Source organism: Bradyrhizobium sp. SYSU BS000235 (genome assembly GCF_049747295.1).
Classification (GTDB): Bacteria; Pseudomonadota; Alphaproteobacteria; order Rhizobiales; family Xanthobacteraceae; genus Afipia.
This window is the reverse complement of sequence record NZ_JBMHJM010000001.1, coordinates 4,006,037-4,021,203: the sequence shown is the minus strand read 5'-3', so window position 1 is coordinate 4,021,203 and position 15,167 is coordinate 4,006,037. Positions and strand designations below refer to the sequence as shown.

General features: G+C 60.1%; 20 protein-coding genes. 13 read left to right on the top strand and 7 right to left on the bottom strand.

The genetic code is table 11. From position 1 onward, the window contains the following. The first annotated feature begins 121 nt into the window (after positions 1 to 121). The 3 genes from ACP0KA_RS18725 to ACP0KA_RS18715 all read left to right on the top strand — a co-directional run bounded on the left by ACP0KA_RS18725 (position 122) and on the right by ACP0KA_RS18715 (position 2,477). Positions 122 to 787 carry a dihydrofolate reductase family protein gene (locus ACP0KA_RS18725; RefSeq protein WP_424630232.1) on the top strand — a complete coding sequence of 222 codons (666 nt, stop codon included), beginning with the start codon at positions 122 to 124 and terminating at the stop codon, positions 785 to 787. A 341-nt stretch (positions 788 to 1,128) separates the two neighbouring features. Continuing rightward, positions 1,129 to 2,004 carry an alpha/beta fold hydrolase gene (locus ACP0KA_RS18720; protein WP_424630231.1) on the top strand — a complete coding sequence of 292 codons (876 nt, stop codon included), beginning with the start codon at positions 1,129 to 1,131 and terminating at the stop codon, positions 2,002 to 2,004. A 164-nt stretch (positions 2,005 to 2,168) separates the two neighbouring features. Next, on the top strand, positions 2,169 to 2,477 hold the full coding sequence (locus ACP0KA_RS18715) for a hypothetical protein (RefSeq protein WP_424630230.1): 309 nt from the start codon (positions 2,169 to 2,171) through the stop codon (positions 2,475 to 2,477). On the opposite strand, the gene ACP0KA_RS18710 is transcribed toward ACP0KA_RS18715, so the two are convergent. Further along, positions 2,468 to 2,728: a hypothetical protein gene (locus ACP0KA_RS18710; protein WP_424630229.1), complete on the bottom strand. Its 261-nt coding sequence runs from the start codon at positions 2,726 to 2,728 to the stop codon at positions 2,468 to 2,470. The two genes, ACP0KA_RS18715 and ACP0KA_RS18710, sit on opposite strands and share 10 nt — an antisense overlap. A 120-nt stretch (positions 2,729 to 2,848) precedes the next feature. Beyond that, positions 2,849 to 3,799 carry a LysR family transcriptional regulator gene (locus ACP0KA_RS18705; RefSeq protein ID WP_424630228.1) on the bottom strand — a complete coding sequence of 317 codons (951 nt, stop codon included), beginning with the start codon at positions 3,797 to 3,799 and terminating at the stop codon, positions 2,849 to 2,851. 283 nt (positions 3,800 to 4,082) lie between these two features. Here ACP0KA_RS18705 and ACP0KA_RS18700 point away from each other — a divergent pair, with 283 nt between their 5' ends. Next, a complete protein-coding gene (locus tag ACP0KA_RS18700; protein ID WP_424630227.1) occupies positions 4,083 to 5,042 on the top strand; it encodes an aldo/keto reductase in 960 nt (319 codons plus the stop codon). 89 nt (positions 5,043 to 5,131) lie between these two features. On the opposite strand, the gene ACP0KA_RS18695 is transcribed toward ACP0KA_RS18700, so the two are convergent. The 3 genes from ACP0KA_RS18695 to ppk2 form a co-directional block, all read right to left on the bottom strand. Next, positions 5,132 to 5,338, bottom strand: coding sequence for a hypothetical protein (locus ACP0KA_RS18695; protein WP_424630226.1), 207 nt, complete (start codon positions 5,336 to 5,338; stop codon positions 5,132 to 5,134). 184 nt (positions 5,339 to 5,522) lie between these two features. Further along, entirely contained in the window at positions 5,523 to 7,268 is a 1,746-nt protein-coding gene (locus ACP0KA_RS18690; RefSeq protein WP_424630225.1) for a SulP family inorganic anion transporter, read from the bottom strand. 6 nt (positions 7,269 to 7,274) lie between these two features. Next, positions 7,275 to 8,114, bottom strand: coding sequence for a polyphosphate kinase 2 (gene ppk2 / locus ACP0KA_RS18685; RefSeq protein ID WP_424630224.1), 840 nt, complete (start codon positions 8,112 to 8,114; stop codon positions 7,275 to 7,277). A 262-nt stretch (positions 8,115 to 8,376) separates the two neighbouring features. On the opposite strand from ppk2, the gene ACP0KA_RS18680 reads away from it, so the two are divergent. From ACP0KA_RS18680 to ACP0KA_RS18670, 3 genes are all read left to right on the top strand, one after another. Continuing rightward, the gene (locus tag ACP0KA_RS18680) at positions 8,377 to 8,781 is read left to right on the top strand and encodes a hypothetical protein (RefSeq protein WP_424630223.1); all 405 of its coding nucleotides are present in this window, start codon (positions 8,377 to 8,379) and stop codon (positions 8,779 to 8,781) included. Positions 8,782 to 8,851: 70 nt separating this feature from the next. Then, positions 8,852 to 9,265, top strand: a complete 414-nt coding sequence (locus ACP0KA_RS18675) for a F0F1 ATP synthase subunit epsilon (protein ID WP_424630222.1) — start codon at positions 8,852 to 8,854, stop codon at positions 9,263 to 9,265. Positions 9,266 to 9,354: 89 nt separating this feature from the next. Then, a complete protein-coding gene (locus ACP0KA_RS18670; protein ID WP_424630221.1) occupies positions 9,355 to 10,044 on the top strand; it encodes a DUF4336 domain-containing protein in 690 nt (229 codons plus the stop codon). Positions 10,045 to 10,048: 4 nt separating this feature from the next. Here ACP0KA_RS18670 and ACP0KA_RS18665 read toward each other — a convergent pair whose 3' ends face one another. After that, positions 10,049 to 10,501, bottom strand: a complete 453-nt coding sequence (locus tag ACP0KA_RS18665) for a winged helix-turn-helix transcriptional regulator (protein WP_424630220.1) — start codon at positions 10,499 to 10,501, stop codon at positions 10,049 to 10,051. Between the two features lie 99 nt (positions 10,502 to 10,600). Here ACP0KA_RS18665 and ACP0KA_RS18660 point away from each other — a divergent pair, with 99 nt between their 5' ends. The 3 genes from ACP0KA_RS18660 to ACP0KA_RS18650 all read left to right on the top strand — a co-directional run bounded on the left by ACP0KA_RS18660 (position 10,601) and on the right by ACP0KA_RS18650 (position 13,107). Then, positions 10,601 to 11,875: an MFS transporter gene (locus ACP0KA_RS18660; protein ID WP_424630219.1), complete on the top strand. Its 1,275-nt coding sequence runs from the start codon at positions 10,601 to 10,603 to the stop codon at positions 11,873 to 11,875. 191 nt (positions 11,876 to 12,066) lie between these two features. Beyond that, complete coding sequence (locus ACP0KA_RS18655) at positions 12,067 to 12,384, top strand: hypothetical protein (RefSeq protein ID WP_424630218.1); 318 nt, start codon at positions 12,067 to 12,069, stop codon at positions 12,382 to 12,384. A gap of 87 nt (positions 12,385 to 12,471) precedes the next feature. After that, the gene (locus tag ACP0KA_RS18650) at positions 12,472 to 13,107 is read left to right on the top strand and encodes an alpha/beta family hydrolase (RefSeq protein ID WP_424630217.1); all 636 of its coding nucleotides are present in this window, start codon (positions 12,472 to 12,474) and stop codon (positions 13,105 to 13,107) included. A 26-nt stretch (positions 13,108 to 13,133) separates the two neighbouring features. Here the strand turns inward: ACP0KA_RS18650 and ACP0KA_RS18645 are convergent, their stop codons facing one another. Further along, positions 13,134 to 13,508: a hypothetical protein gene (locus ACP0KA_RS18645; RefSeq protein WP_424630216.1), complete on the bottom strand. Its 375-nt coding sequence runs from the start codon at positions 13,506 to 13,508 to the stop codon at positions 13,134 to 13,136. Between the two features lie 229 nt (positions 13,509 to 13,737). On the opposite strand from ACP0KA_RS18645, the gene ACP0KA_RS18640 reads away from it, so the two are divergent. The 3 genes from ACP0KA_RS18640 to ACP0KA_RS18630 are packed head-to-tail and all read left to right on the top strand — an operon-like array spanning position 13,738 to position 15,140. Then, the gene (locus ACP0KA_RS18640; protein WP_424630215.1) at positions 13,738 to 14,493 is read left to right on the top strand and encodes an SDR family oxidoreductase; all 756 of its coding nucleotides are present in this window, start codon (positions 13,738 to 13,740) and stop codon (positions 14,491 to 14,493) included. 26 nt (positions 14,494 to 14,519) lie between these two features. Next, positions 14,520 to 14,930, top strand: a complete 411-nt coding sequence (locus tag ACP0KA_RS18635) for a cupin domain-containing protein (RefSeq protein ID WP_424631654.1) — start codon at positions 14,520 to 14,522, stop codon at positions 14,928 to 14,930. Between the two features lie 30 nt (positions 14,931 to 14,960). Then, positions 14,961 to 15,140 carry a hypothetical protein gene (locus ACP0KA_RS18630; RefSeq protein WP_424630214.1) on the top strand — a complete coding sequence of 60 codons (180 nt, stop codon included), beginning with the start codon at positions 14,961 to 14,963 and terminating at the stop codon, positions 15,138 to 15,140. Positions 15,141 to 15,167 lie beyond the last annotated feature (27 nt).

Genomic DNA, 15,167 nt, shown 5'->3' with positions numbered 1-15,167 from the left:
CGACCTTGCGATCTGCACGAAAGACGCTTCTCCTGTCCTAGCATCCGGCCAGGCGATGAAGCGAAACCAGCCCGCCGGTTCCTCGTTGTTATAGAAGCGCAATTCCAATGAGGATCCGCGAATGAGAAAAGTCGCCGCCGCTGCTTTTGTGAGCCTCGATGGTGTGATGCAGGCGCCGGGCGGGCCGGAGGAAGACCCTACCGGCGGCTTCACCCAGGGCGGATGGACGGTGAACTATTGGGACGAGCCGATGGGCACGTTCATGGGCGGCATCTTCTCGGAGCCGTTCGATTTGCTGCTCGGCCGCAAGACCTATGAGATTTTTGCGGCGCACTGGCCTTTCATGAGCGCCGACGATCCGATCGCAGGCTCCTTCAACAAGGTGACGAAGTATGTCGCGACCTCGTCGGATATGCCCCTCACCTGGGCCAATTCCGTCGCGCTGCGCGGCGATGTGGCCGGCGGCATCGCCAAACTGAAGCAGGAGAATGGACCAACCTTGCTGACCCAGGGCAGCAGCGGCTTGCTGCAGACCCTGCTCAAGCATGACCTGATCGATGAATTCCACCTGCTGACGTTTCCGCTGCTGCTCGGCCCCGGCAAACGGTTGTTCGGCCAAGGCGCAAAACCTGAGGCGCTGGCGTTGATCTCGACATCCGTCTCCACCACTGGTGTCCTCATGAGCGTATATCAACGCACGGGCGCCATCCAAACCGGCTCATTCCAGATGCAGGAGCCGTCTGATGCCGAACTCGCCCGCCGCGAGCGTATGAAGCGCGAGGGGTGAACGTATCAAGCGGCATTGCATTGTTCTGCGACATCGTCTCGCGTTTGAAGTCGTGCGACTCCCTTCAGTTATATCGCATCACGATCTAACAACCTGCGAATGAAATGCTGCACGCGCGAAATCACGTCACCTCGCCTCACGAGATCGTCGCGTGATGGGACGCAGCCAATTGCGCGGGCCAATGCCTGGTGCTGCGCAGCATAAAGCAGCAGATAAATTTAACTGCCTATCTTGCTAATCATAGAATGATTGGCCTAGATTTTCTTCTGCCGCTAACGGCATGATCCGGCGCGTGAAGCGTGACCGATACCTTCGCGCGACGAATGATCGGAGATTTTCGGATGACCTTCCCTCGCCTTCCATCGTTCAGCCGCCGCACGCTTCTGTCGAGCGCCGCCACCGTTGCAACCGCCGCGCTCGCCGCCTCCGCACTTCCTGCCCCCGCACTCGCAGACAACAACAAGGACAATAAGATGAAGGCGACGTTCGTTCTCGTGCACGGCTCGTTTCACGGCAACTGGTGCTGGAGCAAGTTGATCCCGATGCTCGAGCACGAAGGGCATAAGGTGTTCGCACCTAATCTGCCGGCCAGCGGCGGCGACCCGGCCCCGATCGAGAATGCGGATCTCGCGAGCTACGCAACGCGTGTCGCAGGCGTAATCGACGGCATTGCGGGCCCGATCATCCTGGTCGGCCACAGCATGGGCGGTATCGTGACGTCTCAAGTCTCGGAACAGCGCCCTAACCGGTTGCTGGCAGCCATTTACATCAACGGGCTGCTGCTGCGGAACGACGAGAGCCTCGGCAGCTTCCTGGACGCCAACAAGGCGCTCAACGTTGACGACCTTGTCCTGAAAAACATGAAGGTCTCGGCCGATGGTCAGACGGCGACCTTCCCGCCCGAGAAAGCAGCCGAGGTATTCTACAACACCTGCAAGCCCGCCGACGCCGATTGGGCCAAGTCGCAACTCACCCCGCAGCGCACGAAGGTGTACGGCGACAAGCTGCAGCTGACGTCCGAACGCTACGGCAAGGTCAAGCGCTTCTACGTGAAAGGCTCAAAGGATCACGCCGTGTCGCCGCTTTATCAGGATGCCATGTTGAAGAACACGCCATGCGATCAGGTGTTCACGCTGGATGGCGATCACTCGCCGTTCCTTTCCGCGCCGGACAAACTGGCAGAAATCATTCTGTCGGTGACGAAGAGCCTCGGCTGAGGCAGCCTGTGCCGGTGGTCCATGCTATCACCGCACGTGCTAGCCGAACCTCGCGGTGCAGGTTTACACTCACTTAACCATACCCGCGGCAACGGCACCGCGGGCTGTAACAAGCAGCGTCGTCCCCCGAAGGCGCATATGGAGACAATCAAGGGGGAAACACCATGACCGTCAGCAGCGACTATTCATCACCTGTGATCGTGAACGGCTTCAGCTGCATGAACTGCACGGATGTCGACTACGCGAACAAATTCGTCGATCCAGCTCACCCGAAAGACGGCCCCGCCAAGCCCGCGGCCGAACAGCAGTCCGATCAGGACCAGAACAAAGTCACGTTCGATGCGCAGGCCGTGATCCTCGGCGGGACACTGGCCGATCCGCGCGGCGCTGCCCTGCCCTGGGACGGATCGGTGGCGACGCCCGCATCATCGTCCGATCCAAGTGCAACGTCCCACGTGGATCGTTATGCGTGATGATGCGGCGCTGCGCATACCGCGGCGGAGCAAGCCTCAATATGCGCGGCGCGGTGGGAACGGGATTCGAAATCAGTAACGGGCAACAACCGGGCCGCTATTGAAATGATAGCTGATGCCGCCGCGCAATCAAACACGGGGTCCACGACCGGAGCTTTGGTGTAACCACGTTGGCCGAGATCGGCAGCATAGCTCGACTCAATCGGCAGAACTGAGAGAAGAAGGAGCGCAGCGCGCATCGCGGCTTTCATGTCAAAAATCCTGATTTTCAAACATGATGATTCTTACCGACTGCGTGCGCGCCTCGCTTGTATTGAACTGAACTCCCGATAAGACAAAAGGGAAATTTGCGCAATTTCAGGCTGCTGTCCCTATTCAGTCACATCCACTGCCGCCCTCCTATCGGTCTCCACCAGCGGCGGCAGGCCTTCCGTTTCGCGGATGATGTCGATGAACTGGCGTAAACCCGGCGGCGCCTGGCGCCGGCTTGGATAGTAGATCATGAACGGCGGCCCTTCGGAGGCCCATTCAGGCAGCACGACTTCAAGAGCACGCGACGAGAGCTCCGCCGTCACGCGGCGCTCGAGACAATAGGCGTAGCCGATACCGCGCAACGCGGCGTCGACAGCATGCTCGGTCTCGTTCGCGGTCAACGGTCCTCGCACGCCGAGCCGCATCATCGCCTTGCCGTTACCGAGCTCCCAGGGATAATTGCTGTTGTCGCCCACGCGCATCTGCACGCATGGCAAATTGAGAAGATCATCTGGCTTCTTCGGGCGGCCATGACGCGCGATCAGCGCGGGTGATGCGACCACCACCCACTGCAGCGACCGCGTCAGCACCACGCCCACCATGTCGCGTGGCACGCGGTCGCCGTAGCGCATGCCCGCGTCGAAGCCTTCCGCGACAATGTCGACGATGCGATCATCCACAGTCACATCGAGATGCATGTCCGGAAAGTTTGCGAGATAGCGCGGCAGTACGGGGCCGAGCACGAGACGCGCCGCATCGCGCAAGACATTGAGGCGCAATCGCCCCACCGGCGAGTGCCGGTGGCGCTGCAGCGTCGTCAGCGCATCGCTGATGGTCTGAAAGCCGTAATTGAGTTGGGCTGCGAGTGAAGCGCCCGCTTCCGTCGGCCTGATCGAGCGGCTGGTGCGATTGAACAGCTTCACGCCGAGCTGAGTCTCCAGCTTGCGCAGACGATGGCTCAGCGCGGACGTGCTGACGCCGAGTTCGATTGCCGCCTGGGCCATGCTGCCGCGCCTCGCGATGGTCTGGAACACATTGAGGTCCGCCAGCATCGCCCGGTCGAATTGCATCACGATTCCCTCAAGAGTTCATTGAGCTCTGCTCAACGATCCTACCCTGGATAACCGCGTTATGTGAATTAGGTTCAACGAACACAAGCGAGGAACCGATATGACCGGAGCAATCAACAATCGTCGCGAGTTTCTGACCATGGCCACGGCTGCCGCAGCTGCCGCCACGATGCCGTCGCTCGCAGCCGCAGCGACCAACACAGCAAAAGGAGAAACAGGTATGGCGTCCGCAAATCGAGCCACCCAGATTTTCAAGCCGGAGTTTCGTTTCGGACTGGGCGGCGTGCCCATCGGCAACGAGTTCAACAAGGTAACGGACGGCGATGCCGAGGCGACGCTGGAGGCCGCATGGAGCGCGGGTGTGCGCTATTTCGACGTGGCGCCGTGGTACGGCTTCGGCCTCGCCGAGCGCCGCTTCGGCCACTTCCTGCACAACAAGAACCGCAACGACTATGTGCTGTCGTCGAAAGTCGGCAAGCTGTTCAAGGCGTCAAAAAGCAACAAGCACGCCGACATCTTCCCGCTGTCGGATTCGCCGAACGATGTGGTCTATGACTACACGGCTGACGGCGTGCGCCGCTCTATCGAAGACAGCCTGCAGCGGCTCGGCGTCGATAGCCTCGACGTGGCCTTCGTCCACGATATCTCACCAGACTTTCCGTACTTCCCCACCTCATGGGAGGAACAATTCGCGATTGCCGAGCGCGGCGCATTCCCAGCGCTCAGCAAGATGCGCGAGGAAGGTATCATCAAGGCGTGGGGTGTTGGCGTGAACCGCCCCGAGCCGATCCTGCGCGTCATCGATGTCGCGGACCCCGACGTGTGCCTGTGCGCGTCCCAATATTCGCTAATCGACCATGCCAATGCGGTAAATCAAGTCTTCCCGGCCGTTCGCAAGAAGAACGTTTCGCTGGTGATCGGCTCGGCGCTGAATGCAGGCTTCGTCTCCGGCAGCCCGCGCTACAACTACGGCCCGGACAACCACAAGATTTCACCGGCACACATCGAGAAGCGCGACAAGCTTCGCGCCGCCGCCGCCCGCCACGGTGTGGACCTGCGCACCGCCGCGCTAAAATTCTCATCTGCACCGGATGTGGTGGTGGCGATGGTGGTCGGCGCCAGCACGCATCAGCAGATCCTGGAAGACGCCAACTCCATGCACGTCAAAATCCCTGCTGAATTCTGGCAGGAGCTTAAATCGAGCGGCCTGATCGAGAAGGACGCAGCTGTACCGGAGGCTTGAACGTGCTCGGATTGATTTGCACACATCAATGCCAGGGGCCTGCGATCACGCAGGCCCTCACGGCGAGATCCATCGATATCGCGACGTGCTTAGGCAGCCCGCGAAGTCTCGTGCTTCATATTTCTCCGCAGATATGTGAGGCCGCTTATCGCCAGCCGATTGGCGTCGGCTTCTCCGTCGGCTTTAAGTTTCTCGATGTAACCCGTGAGTTCATCACGATGCTCGTCGAGGTATTGCCTCGATACGCCCTGCATCATGCCCAAGGTATTGAGGCAGCGCTCCACAATCTCGCTCATTCGCTCCCCTTTCTCTCGTAGCAAGAATCCCAAAACACTTAGGTATGATGTCCCAGAAAATTGGACCGTCTTATGGCAGAGATCGTCGACGTAAATTGTATAGAGCGCGTATCCACAACCAACTCGCGAAACGAGACACTGCTTCAACGTGGCCGGGGCACGCTTCGCCTGGCTTTTGTTCTTCTCACCTCACATCGCCCTGCTCCCGCACGAGTTGCGGACGGTACATGGATTTCCGGTTCTCGAACGCGGTAGTGACATTTTCGAGGTCATCGAAAATCATTGCACTGCCGATCCGCTGCAAGAACCCCGTACGCTCCAAAATCTGCATCGGCTCGCTGTTCAGTTCAGCAATGCCGAGCGCCACGCTGCGCGCGGCAAATATCTTGCGCACATCATCCAGCATTTCAGCGGCGGTTGAATCGATCTGCGCGATGGCACTGGCATCCATCACCAGCCATTCCGTCTCGTCGGGAAGCTCGTCCGCAATCCTCTTGAAGCGCCCCTTCACATAGTCGACGTTGAAGAACAACAGGCTGCCTTGAATGAGAAAGATCGCCAGCCCCGGAATGGGTTTCGCTTCCTTCGAACGGTGCAGCTTGTAGAATCCATGTTGTCCCGGGATCTGCCCGAGCATCGCGTCACGCGGCACCATCTCCTTCAGCAACACATAGAGCAGCGTCGCGGCGACGGCGATGACGATGCCGGCCAGCACGCCAAGGCTGACCGCCCCCCACATGCCGATCAGCGCAAACACGAACTCGGTGCGGTTGATGCGCCAGATCTCGCGCAAACCGTGAAAATCAAACAGGCTGAGTGCGGCAGCGACCAGGATGGCGCCAAGCGCGGGCGCCGGCAGCAGCTTAAGCGCCTCGCCGAGATAAAGCAGCGACGCCGTCAGCACGAGCGCCGCCGTGAGCCCCGCAACCTGGGTGCGCCCGCCGACGGAAAGATTCACCGCCGTGCGCGAGTCCGACACGGTGACAGGAAAGCCGCTGAACACACCAGCGGCAACATTCGCCGCGCCGAAGCCCGTAAGCTCATCATCGGCATTCACTTCGAAATTTCCACGGGCCGCAAAGCTCCGGGCCGCGACGATGCCCGAGCCGAAACTCACCAACCATACCGCGCCCGCGCCTAACAGCAGGTCGTTCAGCGGAAGGCTCATAAAGTTCGGCAATGAAAACGATGGCAGCTTCTCCGGCAACGCACCAACGACTTTGATTCCCATTCCGGTGAAATCGAGCAGCCAGGACGCGACGGTCGCCACCACCACCACGATCACCGGCCCCGGAATGGGCCAACGCTTCCATGAGGCGACCCGCAAAATCGCAAACATCGCAACGCCGAGCGCCACCGACGGCCAGTGGATCGCCTCCGCCTTCTTCATCAGCTCAATGAAGGGTGGTACGAGCCCATCGGACTCGATCTTCAATCCCGTGAAACGCCCGATCTGGCTGACCGCGATCGAGATCGAAATACCGCTGATGAAGCCGATCAGGATCGGCTTGGAAAGAAACGCGGCAATCACGCCGAGATGAAGGCGGCTTCCGACGAGACACATGATGCCGACAGCAATCGCGAGCGCCGAGGCGGCGGTGACGGGATTGGCCGGCGACATGCTCGCCAGCGCCGCCGCCAGCACCGTCATCGTCGCAGCATCGGGACCGACGACAAGCTGCCGCGATGGGCCGAACAGCGCGTAGCCGACCAGGGGCAGGATGCTGGAATAGACCCCGACTTCCGGCGGAAGTCCTGCGATGGCGGGATAAGCGATGGCGCTTGGGATGGCGACCGCGGCAATCGCGAGGCCCGCCATCATGTCGCGGCCAAGCCACTCCTTCTTGTAGCCCTTGAGGCCATCCACAATCGGCAATCGGAAGAACACGACAGTACCTCTCGCGCGAATGCTATCGCGCGGCATTCGCATGAAAACCTAATACCGCTCCTCGACGAATGGGATCTTTCCGAAGCTGTCCTTATCGTCATACGCCCCGCTTTTCGACCGCCGCGGCAGCTTGACGCGTTCTTGCGGTGCCTTCTTGAACGGAATGGTGTCCAGGATGTGAGCGATGCAGTTCAGGCGGCCCTGCCGTTTGTTATCGGTTCGCACGATGTGCCACGGCGCGTTCTCGCTGTGAGTTGCTCGCAGCATGTCATCGCGCGCACGGGAATAGTCGTACCAGAGCCGGTAGGATTCGATATCCATCGGACTGAGCTTCCACTGCCGCAGGGGATCCTCGATGCGCGCCGCGAACCGCCTTTCCTGCTCCTTCATGCCGACTTCGAGCCACAGCTTGATCAGAATGGTGCCGCCGTCCGTGATGTATTTCTCGATTTCGGGACAAAGTTCGAGGAATCGCTCGGTCTGCTCCTTGGTGGCAAACCCCATCACGCGGTCCACGCCGGCCCGGTTGTACCAGCTCCGGTCGAAGATCACGACCTCGCCTTTCGCGGGGAATTGCTCGATATAGCGCTGCATGAACATCTGCGCTTTCTGCCGCTCGGTCGGCGCAGGCAGCGCAATCACCCGGAACACACGCGGACTGAGCCGCTCCGTGATTGCCTTGATGGTGCCGCCCTTGCCGGCGGCATCTCGCCCTTCGAACACGATGACGACGCGCAGACCCTTATACTTGATCCACGCCTGCAGGTGGCAAAGGCGCACCTGCAGTTTTTTCAGCTCCTTCTCATACTCCTTTCGGCTCATCTTATCGGCCGCTTTGCCGTTGCCTCGGGCGCGTTGAGTCGTGCGGTCAAGTGTCTGAAGCTCCATGGAGTCCTCCCAAGCGATCAATGGCTCGCGTTGACCCTTGATTCGACACGACTCTGCCGCCGCCGGCTTGATCCAAATCAGCGGTTCGAACGATGTGTATCGTAGCAAGGGCAGCTAAGAAGACGAAACGACAGTAGTCCTGACCAAACGCGACCGCGCAGACAATCCTAAAATCTCTAGGACAATTTTCGAGTTCGTATTCTAATCTTTCACGGGAAACGGGTGACCTTCCGCCAAAGGTCATTTGGTCAGGAGCAGGATCATGTCCAAGCTTTGCTATCTCGCGAGCACTCTCCTCGTTGCCACCGTTATCGCTGCACCGGCTTCCGCCTACGACCTTAACGGCGTATGGGCATCGGACGCCGACCGCTGCGACAAGATCTTCAAGAAGAGCGGTAAACGCGTATCGTTCGCGCAGATGGCTGATCTCTACGGCAGTGGCTTTATCGTGGACAGCAGCAGCCTGCGCGGCAAAGCGGCCCGCTGCATCGTCAAGTCGCGGCGCGAGACCCAGGACGCGCTGCATATTCTTGCGTCATGTTCGTCAGATATCATGCTGTCCAATGTGCAGTTCAGCGTGCGGTTCAAAGACGACAACAGCCTCACCCGCTTCTTTCCAGACATTCCGGGCATGGAGCTGACCTACTATCGCTGTACCGCGATGTAAGCCCCGACGTTTCGCCCGTACGGCGCATGAAGCACAAGACGATATCTCGTTCTCGTGACAGGAGCGCTCCATGGCCGCTTTCCACTTCGAACTCACGTCGCCCGAAAAGTCCGTGTTCTCCGGCCCGGCCGAACAGGTCGACCTTCCGGGACGCGACGGTGACTTCGGCGTTCTCGCCGGACATCGCCCGACCATCGCGTCGTTGCGTCCAGGGCTCCTGACCGTATCGGCCGGCAAAGGTGTCGAGAGGTACGTCGTGCTGGGCGGCCTCGCGGAGGTGACGCCCGCTCAGCTCACTGTACTGGCGGACATCGCTCAGGCATTCGGCGAGTTCGATATCGCAGGCTTCCGCGGCCAGATCGACGAGATGGAACACAGCCTGAAAGAGATGTCGCCCGGCGACGAATTGGACCGCGCCATCATACGGCTCGACCACTACAAGACGCTGCACCAGCAGCTGCGCATGCCGGCCACGGCGTTTTAAAAAGAGCTCTCGTCCGCATAGCCGTGGTGCTTGCGAGGCCATCACTCAGCGGCTAACACTCCGTCCGTGCCGGTTGCGCTGGACCTGTCATGTTGAAGGAATTCGGGCGCGAGATCTGGATTGCGGATGGTCCCCTCGTGGCGGTCGCCGGCTTTCACTATCCCACCCGCATGGCCGTCATCAAACTGTCAGACGGAAGCCTCTTCGTCTGGTCGCCGATCAAGCTTACCGATGGTTTGCGTGCAGCGGTCGATATCCTCGGCGATGTGCAGCACATCGTTGCCCCTAATTCACTGCATCATCTGTTTCTTCCTCAGTGGAAGCAGGCCTATCCCACGGCGAAACTCTACGCGCCTCCCGGCCTGCGCAAGAAGCGCGCCGATATCGCCTTCGATGTCGATCTCGGGGATGCGCCGCTTCCCGATTGGACCGGGCAGATCGATCAAGTCCTGATGCGCGGCAATCTGATCACCACGGAGGTGGTGTTCTCTCACATCGACAGCGGCACAGTGCTCTTCACAGATCTGCTGCAACAACTGCCGCCAAAATCGTTCTCAGGCTGGCGCGCGATTGTCGCCAAGCTGGACCTCATGACAGGACCCGAACCATCGGTGCCGCGCAAGTTTCGCGTCGCCTTCTCCAACCGCGGCGCCGCGCGCGAGGCGCTCGGACGCATCCTCGCATGGCCCGCCGAAAAGGTACTGATGGCTCACGGCACGCCAGTTGAAAAAGATGCGCCAGCCTTCCTGCGCCGCGCGTTTGGGTGGTTGATCGGATAACGCCTCAATCCGCATCAACCTTGCGCACGCGGGTGTCTTTCCAGCGCAGGCTGCGTCCATCCCGGGATTTCAGATCGAGTTTACTGACAGCACGGTTGCCGGCCGCATCGACCAAAACCGAATGCGGTTCATCGCGCTCGAACAGATGCCCCTCCCCCCATTGGCGCAGAGCGACGATGACGAGAAACAGGTCCCGGCCTTTCCTGGTCAGGACATATTCCTGGTAGGCGGAGCCGTCGGAGGCGGGGGCGGTTTCCAGAACGCCGCGTTCCACCAGATCGCGCAGCCGCGCCGAGAGCATGCCTTTCGCAATCCCGAGATTGGCCTGGATTTCGCTGAAGCGCCGCAGCCCGTCGAACGCATCACGAATGATGAGAAGCGACCACCAATCGCCGATGGCATCCAACGCCCGCGCCACCGGACAATCCGCATCGCCAAATCTCACGCGCTTAACCATGGCGCTCCGCTCCATTCGTCAATCTGGTTCTAAATTAGAACTAGAATGACCATCAATCAAGTGGTCTTATCTTAAGACCACTTGATAAGGAACGATGCGATGAGACCGGATGCGACCTCGACACAGCCGCACGACACCACGACTCCAGTGACACACCGGTTGTCGATGAGGACGATCCTGATCCTGGCTGTTGCCAGCGGCCTCAGCGTTGCCAACATCTATTACGCGCAACCGTTGCTGGACCTGATGGCGCGGGATCTCGCTCTGCCTCTCGCATCCGCCGGCCTCGTCGTCACGCTGACGCAGATCGGTTACGCGCTCGGTCTCGTTCTCGCCGTGCCGCTGGGCGATCTGATCGATCCCCGCCGCGTCGCGGTCGGACAAAGCATCCTCTCGGTTGTGGCGCTGGTTGTGGTCGCAACGGCGCCGAGCGAGCGCGTCCTTCTTGCGGGCATGTTTACGGTCGGCTTCTTCGCCGTAATCGTACAGGTGCTTGTCGCCTTTGCTGCCACGCTGTCCGCTCCCAATGAGCGCGGCAAGGCTGTCGGGCTCGTCACCAGCGGTATCGTCATCGGCATTCTCGCCGCGCGCTTCGTGTCGGGTGTCATCGCCGATCTCGGTGGTTGGCGTTCCGTTTATCTCGCATCGGCAGCCATGACGTTCATCATGGCCATCACGCTGTTCCGCGTCTTGCCTCACCACCGCCCGCGGCACGATCGCTCGAATTACTGGTCGGTTGTTCGCTCCATCCCTGCGCCGTTCCTGAACGATCGCATCGTACGCCTGCGCGGCATTCTCGCGCTCTTGATCTTTGCGGCGTTCAGCACGTTGTGGACCAGCCTTGTTCTGCCGCTCAGCACAGGGCCTTATGCGATGACACATACACAGATCGGCCTGTTCGGCTTGATCGGCATGGCAGGCGCGACGGCGGCAGCGGGCGCCGGTACGCTGGCGGACAAGGGGCTGGGTGGACGCACCACAAGCGTCGCGCTCACGATCCTGCTCGCATCATGGGGATTGATCGCCCTGCTTCCGCAATCGATCCCGGCGCTCATCGCAGGCATTGTGCTGCTCGATTTTGCTGTTCAAGCTGTTCACGTCACCAACCAGAGCATCATCTTCGCGATTTATCCGAACGCGCGCAGCCGCCTTGTGGGTGGCTACATGTGCTTCTACTCGGTCGGCAGCGCCGTGGGCGCCATCGCCTCGACCGCCGCCTTCGCCTATGCCGGATGGCGCGGTGTCTCGCTGCTGGGCGCGGGATTCAGTGCCCTGGCGCTAATGGTCTGGGCAATGAGCGCATGGCGGGAATCCGCGCGACCTGCGGTGACATGCTCCGGAGCAAACCCTGCGGCTCCGGCATCATCAAACTGAAACAACACGCAATGGCTACCTCGTTTGAGCTAGTTACATCATGTCGCAGTTAGATATTCCGTGCTAGAATGGGAATCTGAATAACTGGGTGCTGGGCTGGTCCACTGCCCACGTCTTTTAATCATCTTTGATGCAGCGTGGCGCTCGTCGTGGGCCATACGCTCGATGTCGACCGCGGCAGGGAGGCAACGATGATGATTCCCTTTTTAATACTTATTCGCGTTGTCGGTGCACAGCTCGCCATCCCGGTCGCTGACGGCGTTCCAAAGTTCAACATTGAGCGAAGCTGCGAGCTCGACCGCGAAGCGGCCGAAGACACCAATCTGGCTCAGCCGATTGAGAAGTGCATCGCAGACGAGACGCAGGCAAAGCAGCAACTGGAAAAGGAATGGTCGCAGTTCAACGCATCCGACAGAGCCAGCTGCATCGCGGACACCATGACCGACGACACACCGAGCTACGTCGAATTGCAGATCTGCCTCGATTTGGCACGAGACTCAGAACGGTGACAATCGCCGCGCATAAGCCTCCCGATTGAATATAGAATCAACTGGAAATCCCTTACAATGCGCGCTACGTGAAAGATCGGGACGCGCATGACGACATTTCTGTTCGACGGGCCTGAACAGGCCCTTGCCACCATCCTGCTCGCGCATGGTGCCGGCGCGGCGATGGATTCGGCTGCGATGACAGCGCTGGCGAAGACATTGGCAGATGCAGGCTTTCGCGTCGCCCGCTTCGAGTTCGACTACATGGCCCGCCGCCGCACCTCGAATGAGCGCAAGCCGCCGCCGCGCGCGGACAAGCTGATGCCGGAATACATCGCCGCCATCGACGCGCTCGGCGCGAAGGGACCGCTCATCATCGGCGGCAAATCCATGGGCGGGCGCGTCGCCAGCATGATCGCGGACGAGCTTTACGCAGCGAAACGGATCACAGGGCTCTTGTGTCTTGGCTATCCGTTTCATCCACCGGAGAAACCCGAACAGTTACGCACCGAACATCTCGCCGGCCTCACAACACCCACGCTGATCGTGCAAGGCACGCGCGATCCGTTCGGCACTCGTCATGAAGTCTCGTCTTACAAGCTTTCAGAGAGCATCGACTTTCTCTGGCTGCAGGATGGCGATCATGACCTCAAGCCGCGGAAGAAAATCTCCGGATTCTCAGTGGCCGATCACCTGAAGACTTTGGGCGATACGGTGAAGGCTTGGGCGGGGCGGTTGCGCTGAGGCCCGGCTCATGAGCCTGAGCTGCGCTAAGCCTTTTTCGAAAGTTTTTCCCTGACTGTAGGAACCACAAATAGCCAGGCTATGGACCACAGCACTACCGTCGTTGTGAATGACGCTGGCGCATTCCCCCACGTGAGCGACAGGATCGAGACGAAAACGCCCACCAAACTGAAAAAACTGAACACGATCACCCAAGCGATCCAAGGGCCTGTCCCTTTCCAGCAGGCAACGACCACAGGAAAAAAAGGGACCAGTAACCAGGGAAGGATCACACCACCACGGGGCAACATCCAGTCAACAACAAGGGACACCACGAATATCGCGGCAGTTGCAATGATTACAAACAGCAGGATTGACCAGAAGACCTTCATACCTGGCTTATTGTAGTCGGCTTGCGTCATTTCTTCTCAAACGGTCACCGCCCGCGCGTCCAAGAGATTGATACTCCATTCGAGTGACCTACGGGAGGGGCTGCTTCCCCTCCGGTAAAATAACACCCCCAAAATATTTTCAATTTTTACGAGCGGCCATGTCACAGGGGCGCTGGTAGTCTCGTCCTGATATCGAACGCGCACGCCGATGGGGTATCCCGGAAGCCGGCGCTGTCTATCAGAGAACAGGACCATGGCCATGAAAATCGTCATTATCGGCGGCACGGGACTTATCGGATCCAAGACCGTTAAAATCCTGCGAAATGCAGGCCATGAAGTGGTCGCCGCCTCCCCCAAGCTCGGCATCAATACCATCACCGGAGAAGGACTGGACAACGCGCTCAAGGGCGCACAGGTGGTGATCGATCTCGCGAACTCACCGTCATTTGAAGACAAGGCGGTGCTGGAGTTTTTCGAGACGTCCGGCCGCAACCTGCTCGCGGCAGAACGCACTGCGGGCGCGCAGCATCATATCGCTCTCTCCGTGGTCGGCACCGAACGCGTGCCGGACAGCGGCTATCTCCGCGCCAAGCTCGCACAGGAAAAGCTGATCAAGGGCAGCGGCATTCCTTACACCATCGTGCAATCCACACAGTTCTTCGAATTCCTCGACGGCATCGCGCAGTCCGGCGCAGAGGGCAACACGGTCCGGCTATCGCCGGCTCACGTGCAGCCGATCAGCTCGGACGACGTTGCGAAGATCATGGCTGACGTTGCGCTGAATGCGCCCGTGAACGGCACCATCGAAATCGCAGGTCCCGAGCGCGTGCGGCTCAGCGATCTGGTGGCGCGCTATCTCGCCGCCACCGGCGACACCCGCAAGGTCGTGGCGGACGATCAGGCGCGCTATTTCGGCGCGCTGCTGAACGACGGCTCGCTGGTGTCGGACAACAACCCGCGTCTCGGCACCATCCGCTTCGAGGACTGGCTGAGGCCGCAACTGAAAACCGCCTGACATCAACTCATCCCCTGGAGAGCAGCATCATGAGAAAACTTCTTTGCGCACTCGCGTTCGTCGCCGTGTTGGCAAGTCCCGCGTCGGCGCACGACGACAAGTCCAAGGTGACGCTCGTGTTCGACCACCCCCTGCCGAACGTTCCCGGCAAGAGCATCAAAGGCGTGCTGGTGGAGTATCCGCCCGGTGGATCGTCCGCCGCGCACACTCACCCAAGCTCCGCCTTCATCTACGCCACCGTGCTGGAAGGCGCGATCCGCAGCCAGGTCAATGACGGGCCGGTGACGACCTACAAGGCGGGACAGAACTTCTCCGAAAATCCCGGCGACCGCCACGCCGTCAGCGAGAACGCCAGCACGACCGAGCCCGCGAAGCTGCTCGCCGTGTTCGTGGTCAACACCGAGGAAAAGGACCTGGTCCTGCCCTACCCCAAGTGAGCGGCAGGTCCTACAAAGTTCATCCACCCGATGGGAATCGATGGCCCGCCCGGCTATGGCAGCCGCGAGCGCGATGACGTGCTGCAGACCGCCGCCCCCGAGATCGAGGACGGCCGCGTCTCCGCGATTTACATCACGCGCAATCCCGACAAGCTCGGGTATGTTGCGAAGCGGACGATCCGCGAGAACCGCGAAAGGTTTTTCGAGTGACCAAGGTTCGCGTGAAGAAAACGCGTC

Bases quoted from the DNA above. Each gene is read 5' to 3' on its own strand.
- ACP0KA_RS18710 (WP_424630229.1), bottom strand. From the start codon at position 2,728: ATGAAAGCCGCGATGCGCGCTGCGCTCCTTCTTCTCTCAGTTCTGCCG.
- ACP0KA_RS18715 (WP_424630230.1), top strand. From the start codon at position 2,169: ATGACCGTCAGCAGCGACTATTCATCACCTGTGATCGTGAACGGCTTC.
- ACP0KA_RS18655 (WP_424630218.1), top strand. From the start codon at position 12,067: ATGATGATTCCCTTTTTAATACTTATTCGCGTTGTCGGTGCACAGCTC.
- ppk2 (WP_424630224.1), bottom strand. From the start codon at position 8,114: ATGGAGCTTCAGACACTTGACCGCACGACTCAACGCGCCCGAGGCAAC.
- ACP0KA_RS18690 (WP_424630225.1), bottom strand. From the start codon at position 7,268: ATGCGAATGCCGCGCGATAGCATTCGCGCGAGAGGTACTGTCGTGTTC.
- ACP0KA_RS18640 (WP_424630215.1), top strand. From the start codon at position 13,738: ATGAAAATCGTCATTATCGGCGGCACGGGACTTATCGGATCCAAGACC.
- ACP0KA_RS18705 (WP_424630228.1), bottom strand. From the start codon at position 3,799: ATGCAATTCGACCGGGCGATGCTGGCGGACCTCAATGTGTTCCAGACC.
- ACP0KA_RS18650 (WP_424630217.1), top strand. From the start codon at position 12,472: ATGACGACATTTCTGTTCGACGGGCCTGAACAGGCCCTTGCCACCATC.
- ACP0KA_RS18695 (WP_424630226.1), bottom strand. From the start codon at position 5,338: ATGAGCGAGATTGTGGAGCGCTGCCTCAATACCTTGGGCATGATGCAG.
- ACP0KA_RS18720 (WP_424630231.1), top strand. From the start codon at position 1,129: ATGACCTTCCCTCGCCTTCCATCGTTCAGCCGCCGCACGCTTCTGTCG.
- ACP0KA_RS18665 (WP_424630220.1), bottom strand. From the start codon at position 10,501: ATGGTTAAGCGCGTGAGATTTGGCGATGCGGATTGTCCGGTGGCGCGG.
- ACP0KA_RS18660 (WP_424630219.1), top strand. From the start codon at position 10,601: ATGAGACCGGATGCGACCTCGACACAGCCGCACGACACCACGACTCCA.
- ACP0KA_RS18675 (WP_424630222.1), top strand. From the start codon at position 8,852: ATGGCCGCTTTCCACTTCGAACTCACGTCGCCCGAAAAGTCCGTGTTC.
- ACP0KA_RS18680 (WP_424630223.1), top strand. From the start codon at position 8,377: ATGTCCAAGCTTTGCTATCTCGCGAGCACTCTCCTCGTTGCCACCGTT.
- ACP0KA_RS18670 (WP_424630221.1), top strand. From the start codon at position 9,355: ATGTTGAAGGAATTCGGGCGCGAGATCTGGATTGCGGATGGTCCCCTC.
- ACP0KA_RS18725 (WP_424630232.1), top strand. From the start codon at position 122: ATGAGAAAAGTCGCCGCCGCTGCTTTTGTGAGCCTCGATGGTGTGATG.
- ACP0KA_RS18630 (WP_424630214.1), top strand. From the start codon at position 14,961: ATGGGAATCGATGGCCCGCCCGGCTATGGCAGCCGCGAGCGCGATGAC.
- ACP0KA_RS18645 (WP_424630216.1), bottom strand. From the start codon at position 13,508: ATGACGCAAGCCGACTACAATAAGCCAGGTATGAAGGTCTTCTGGTCA.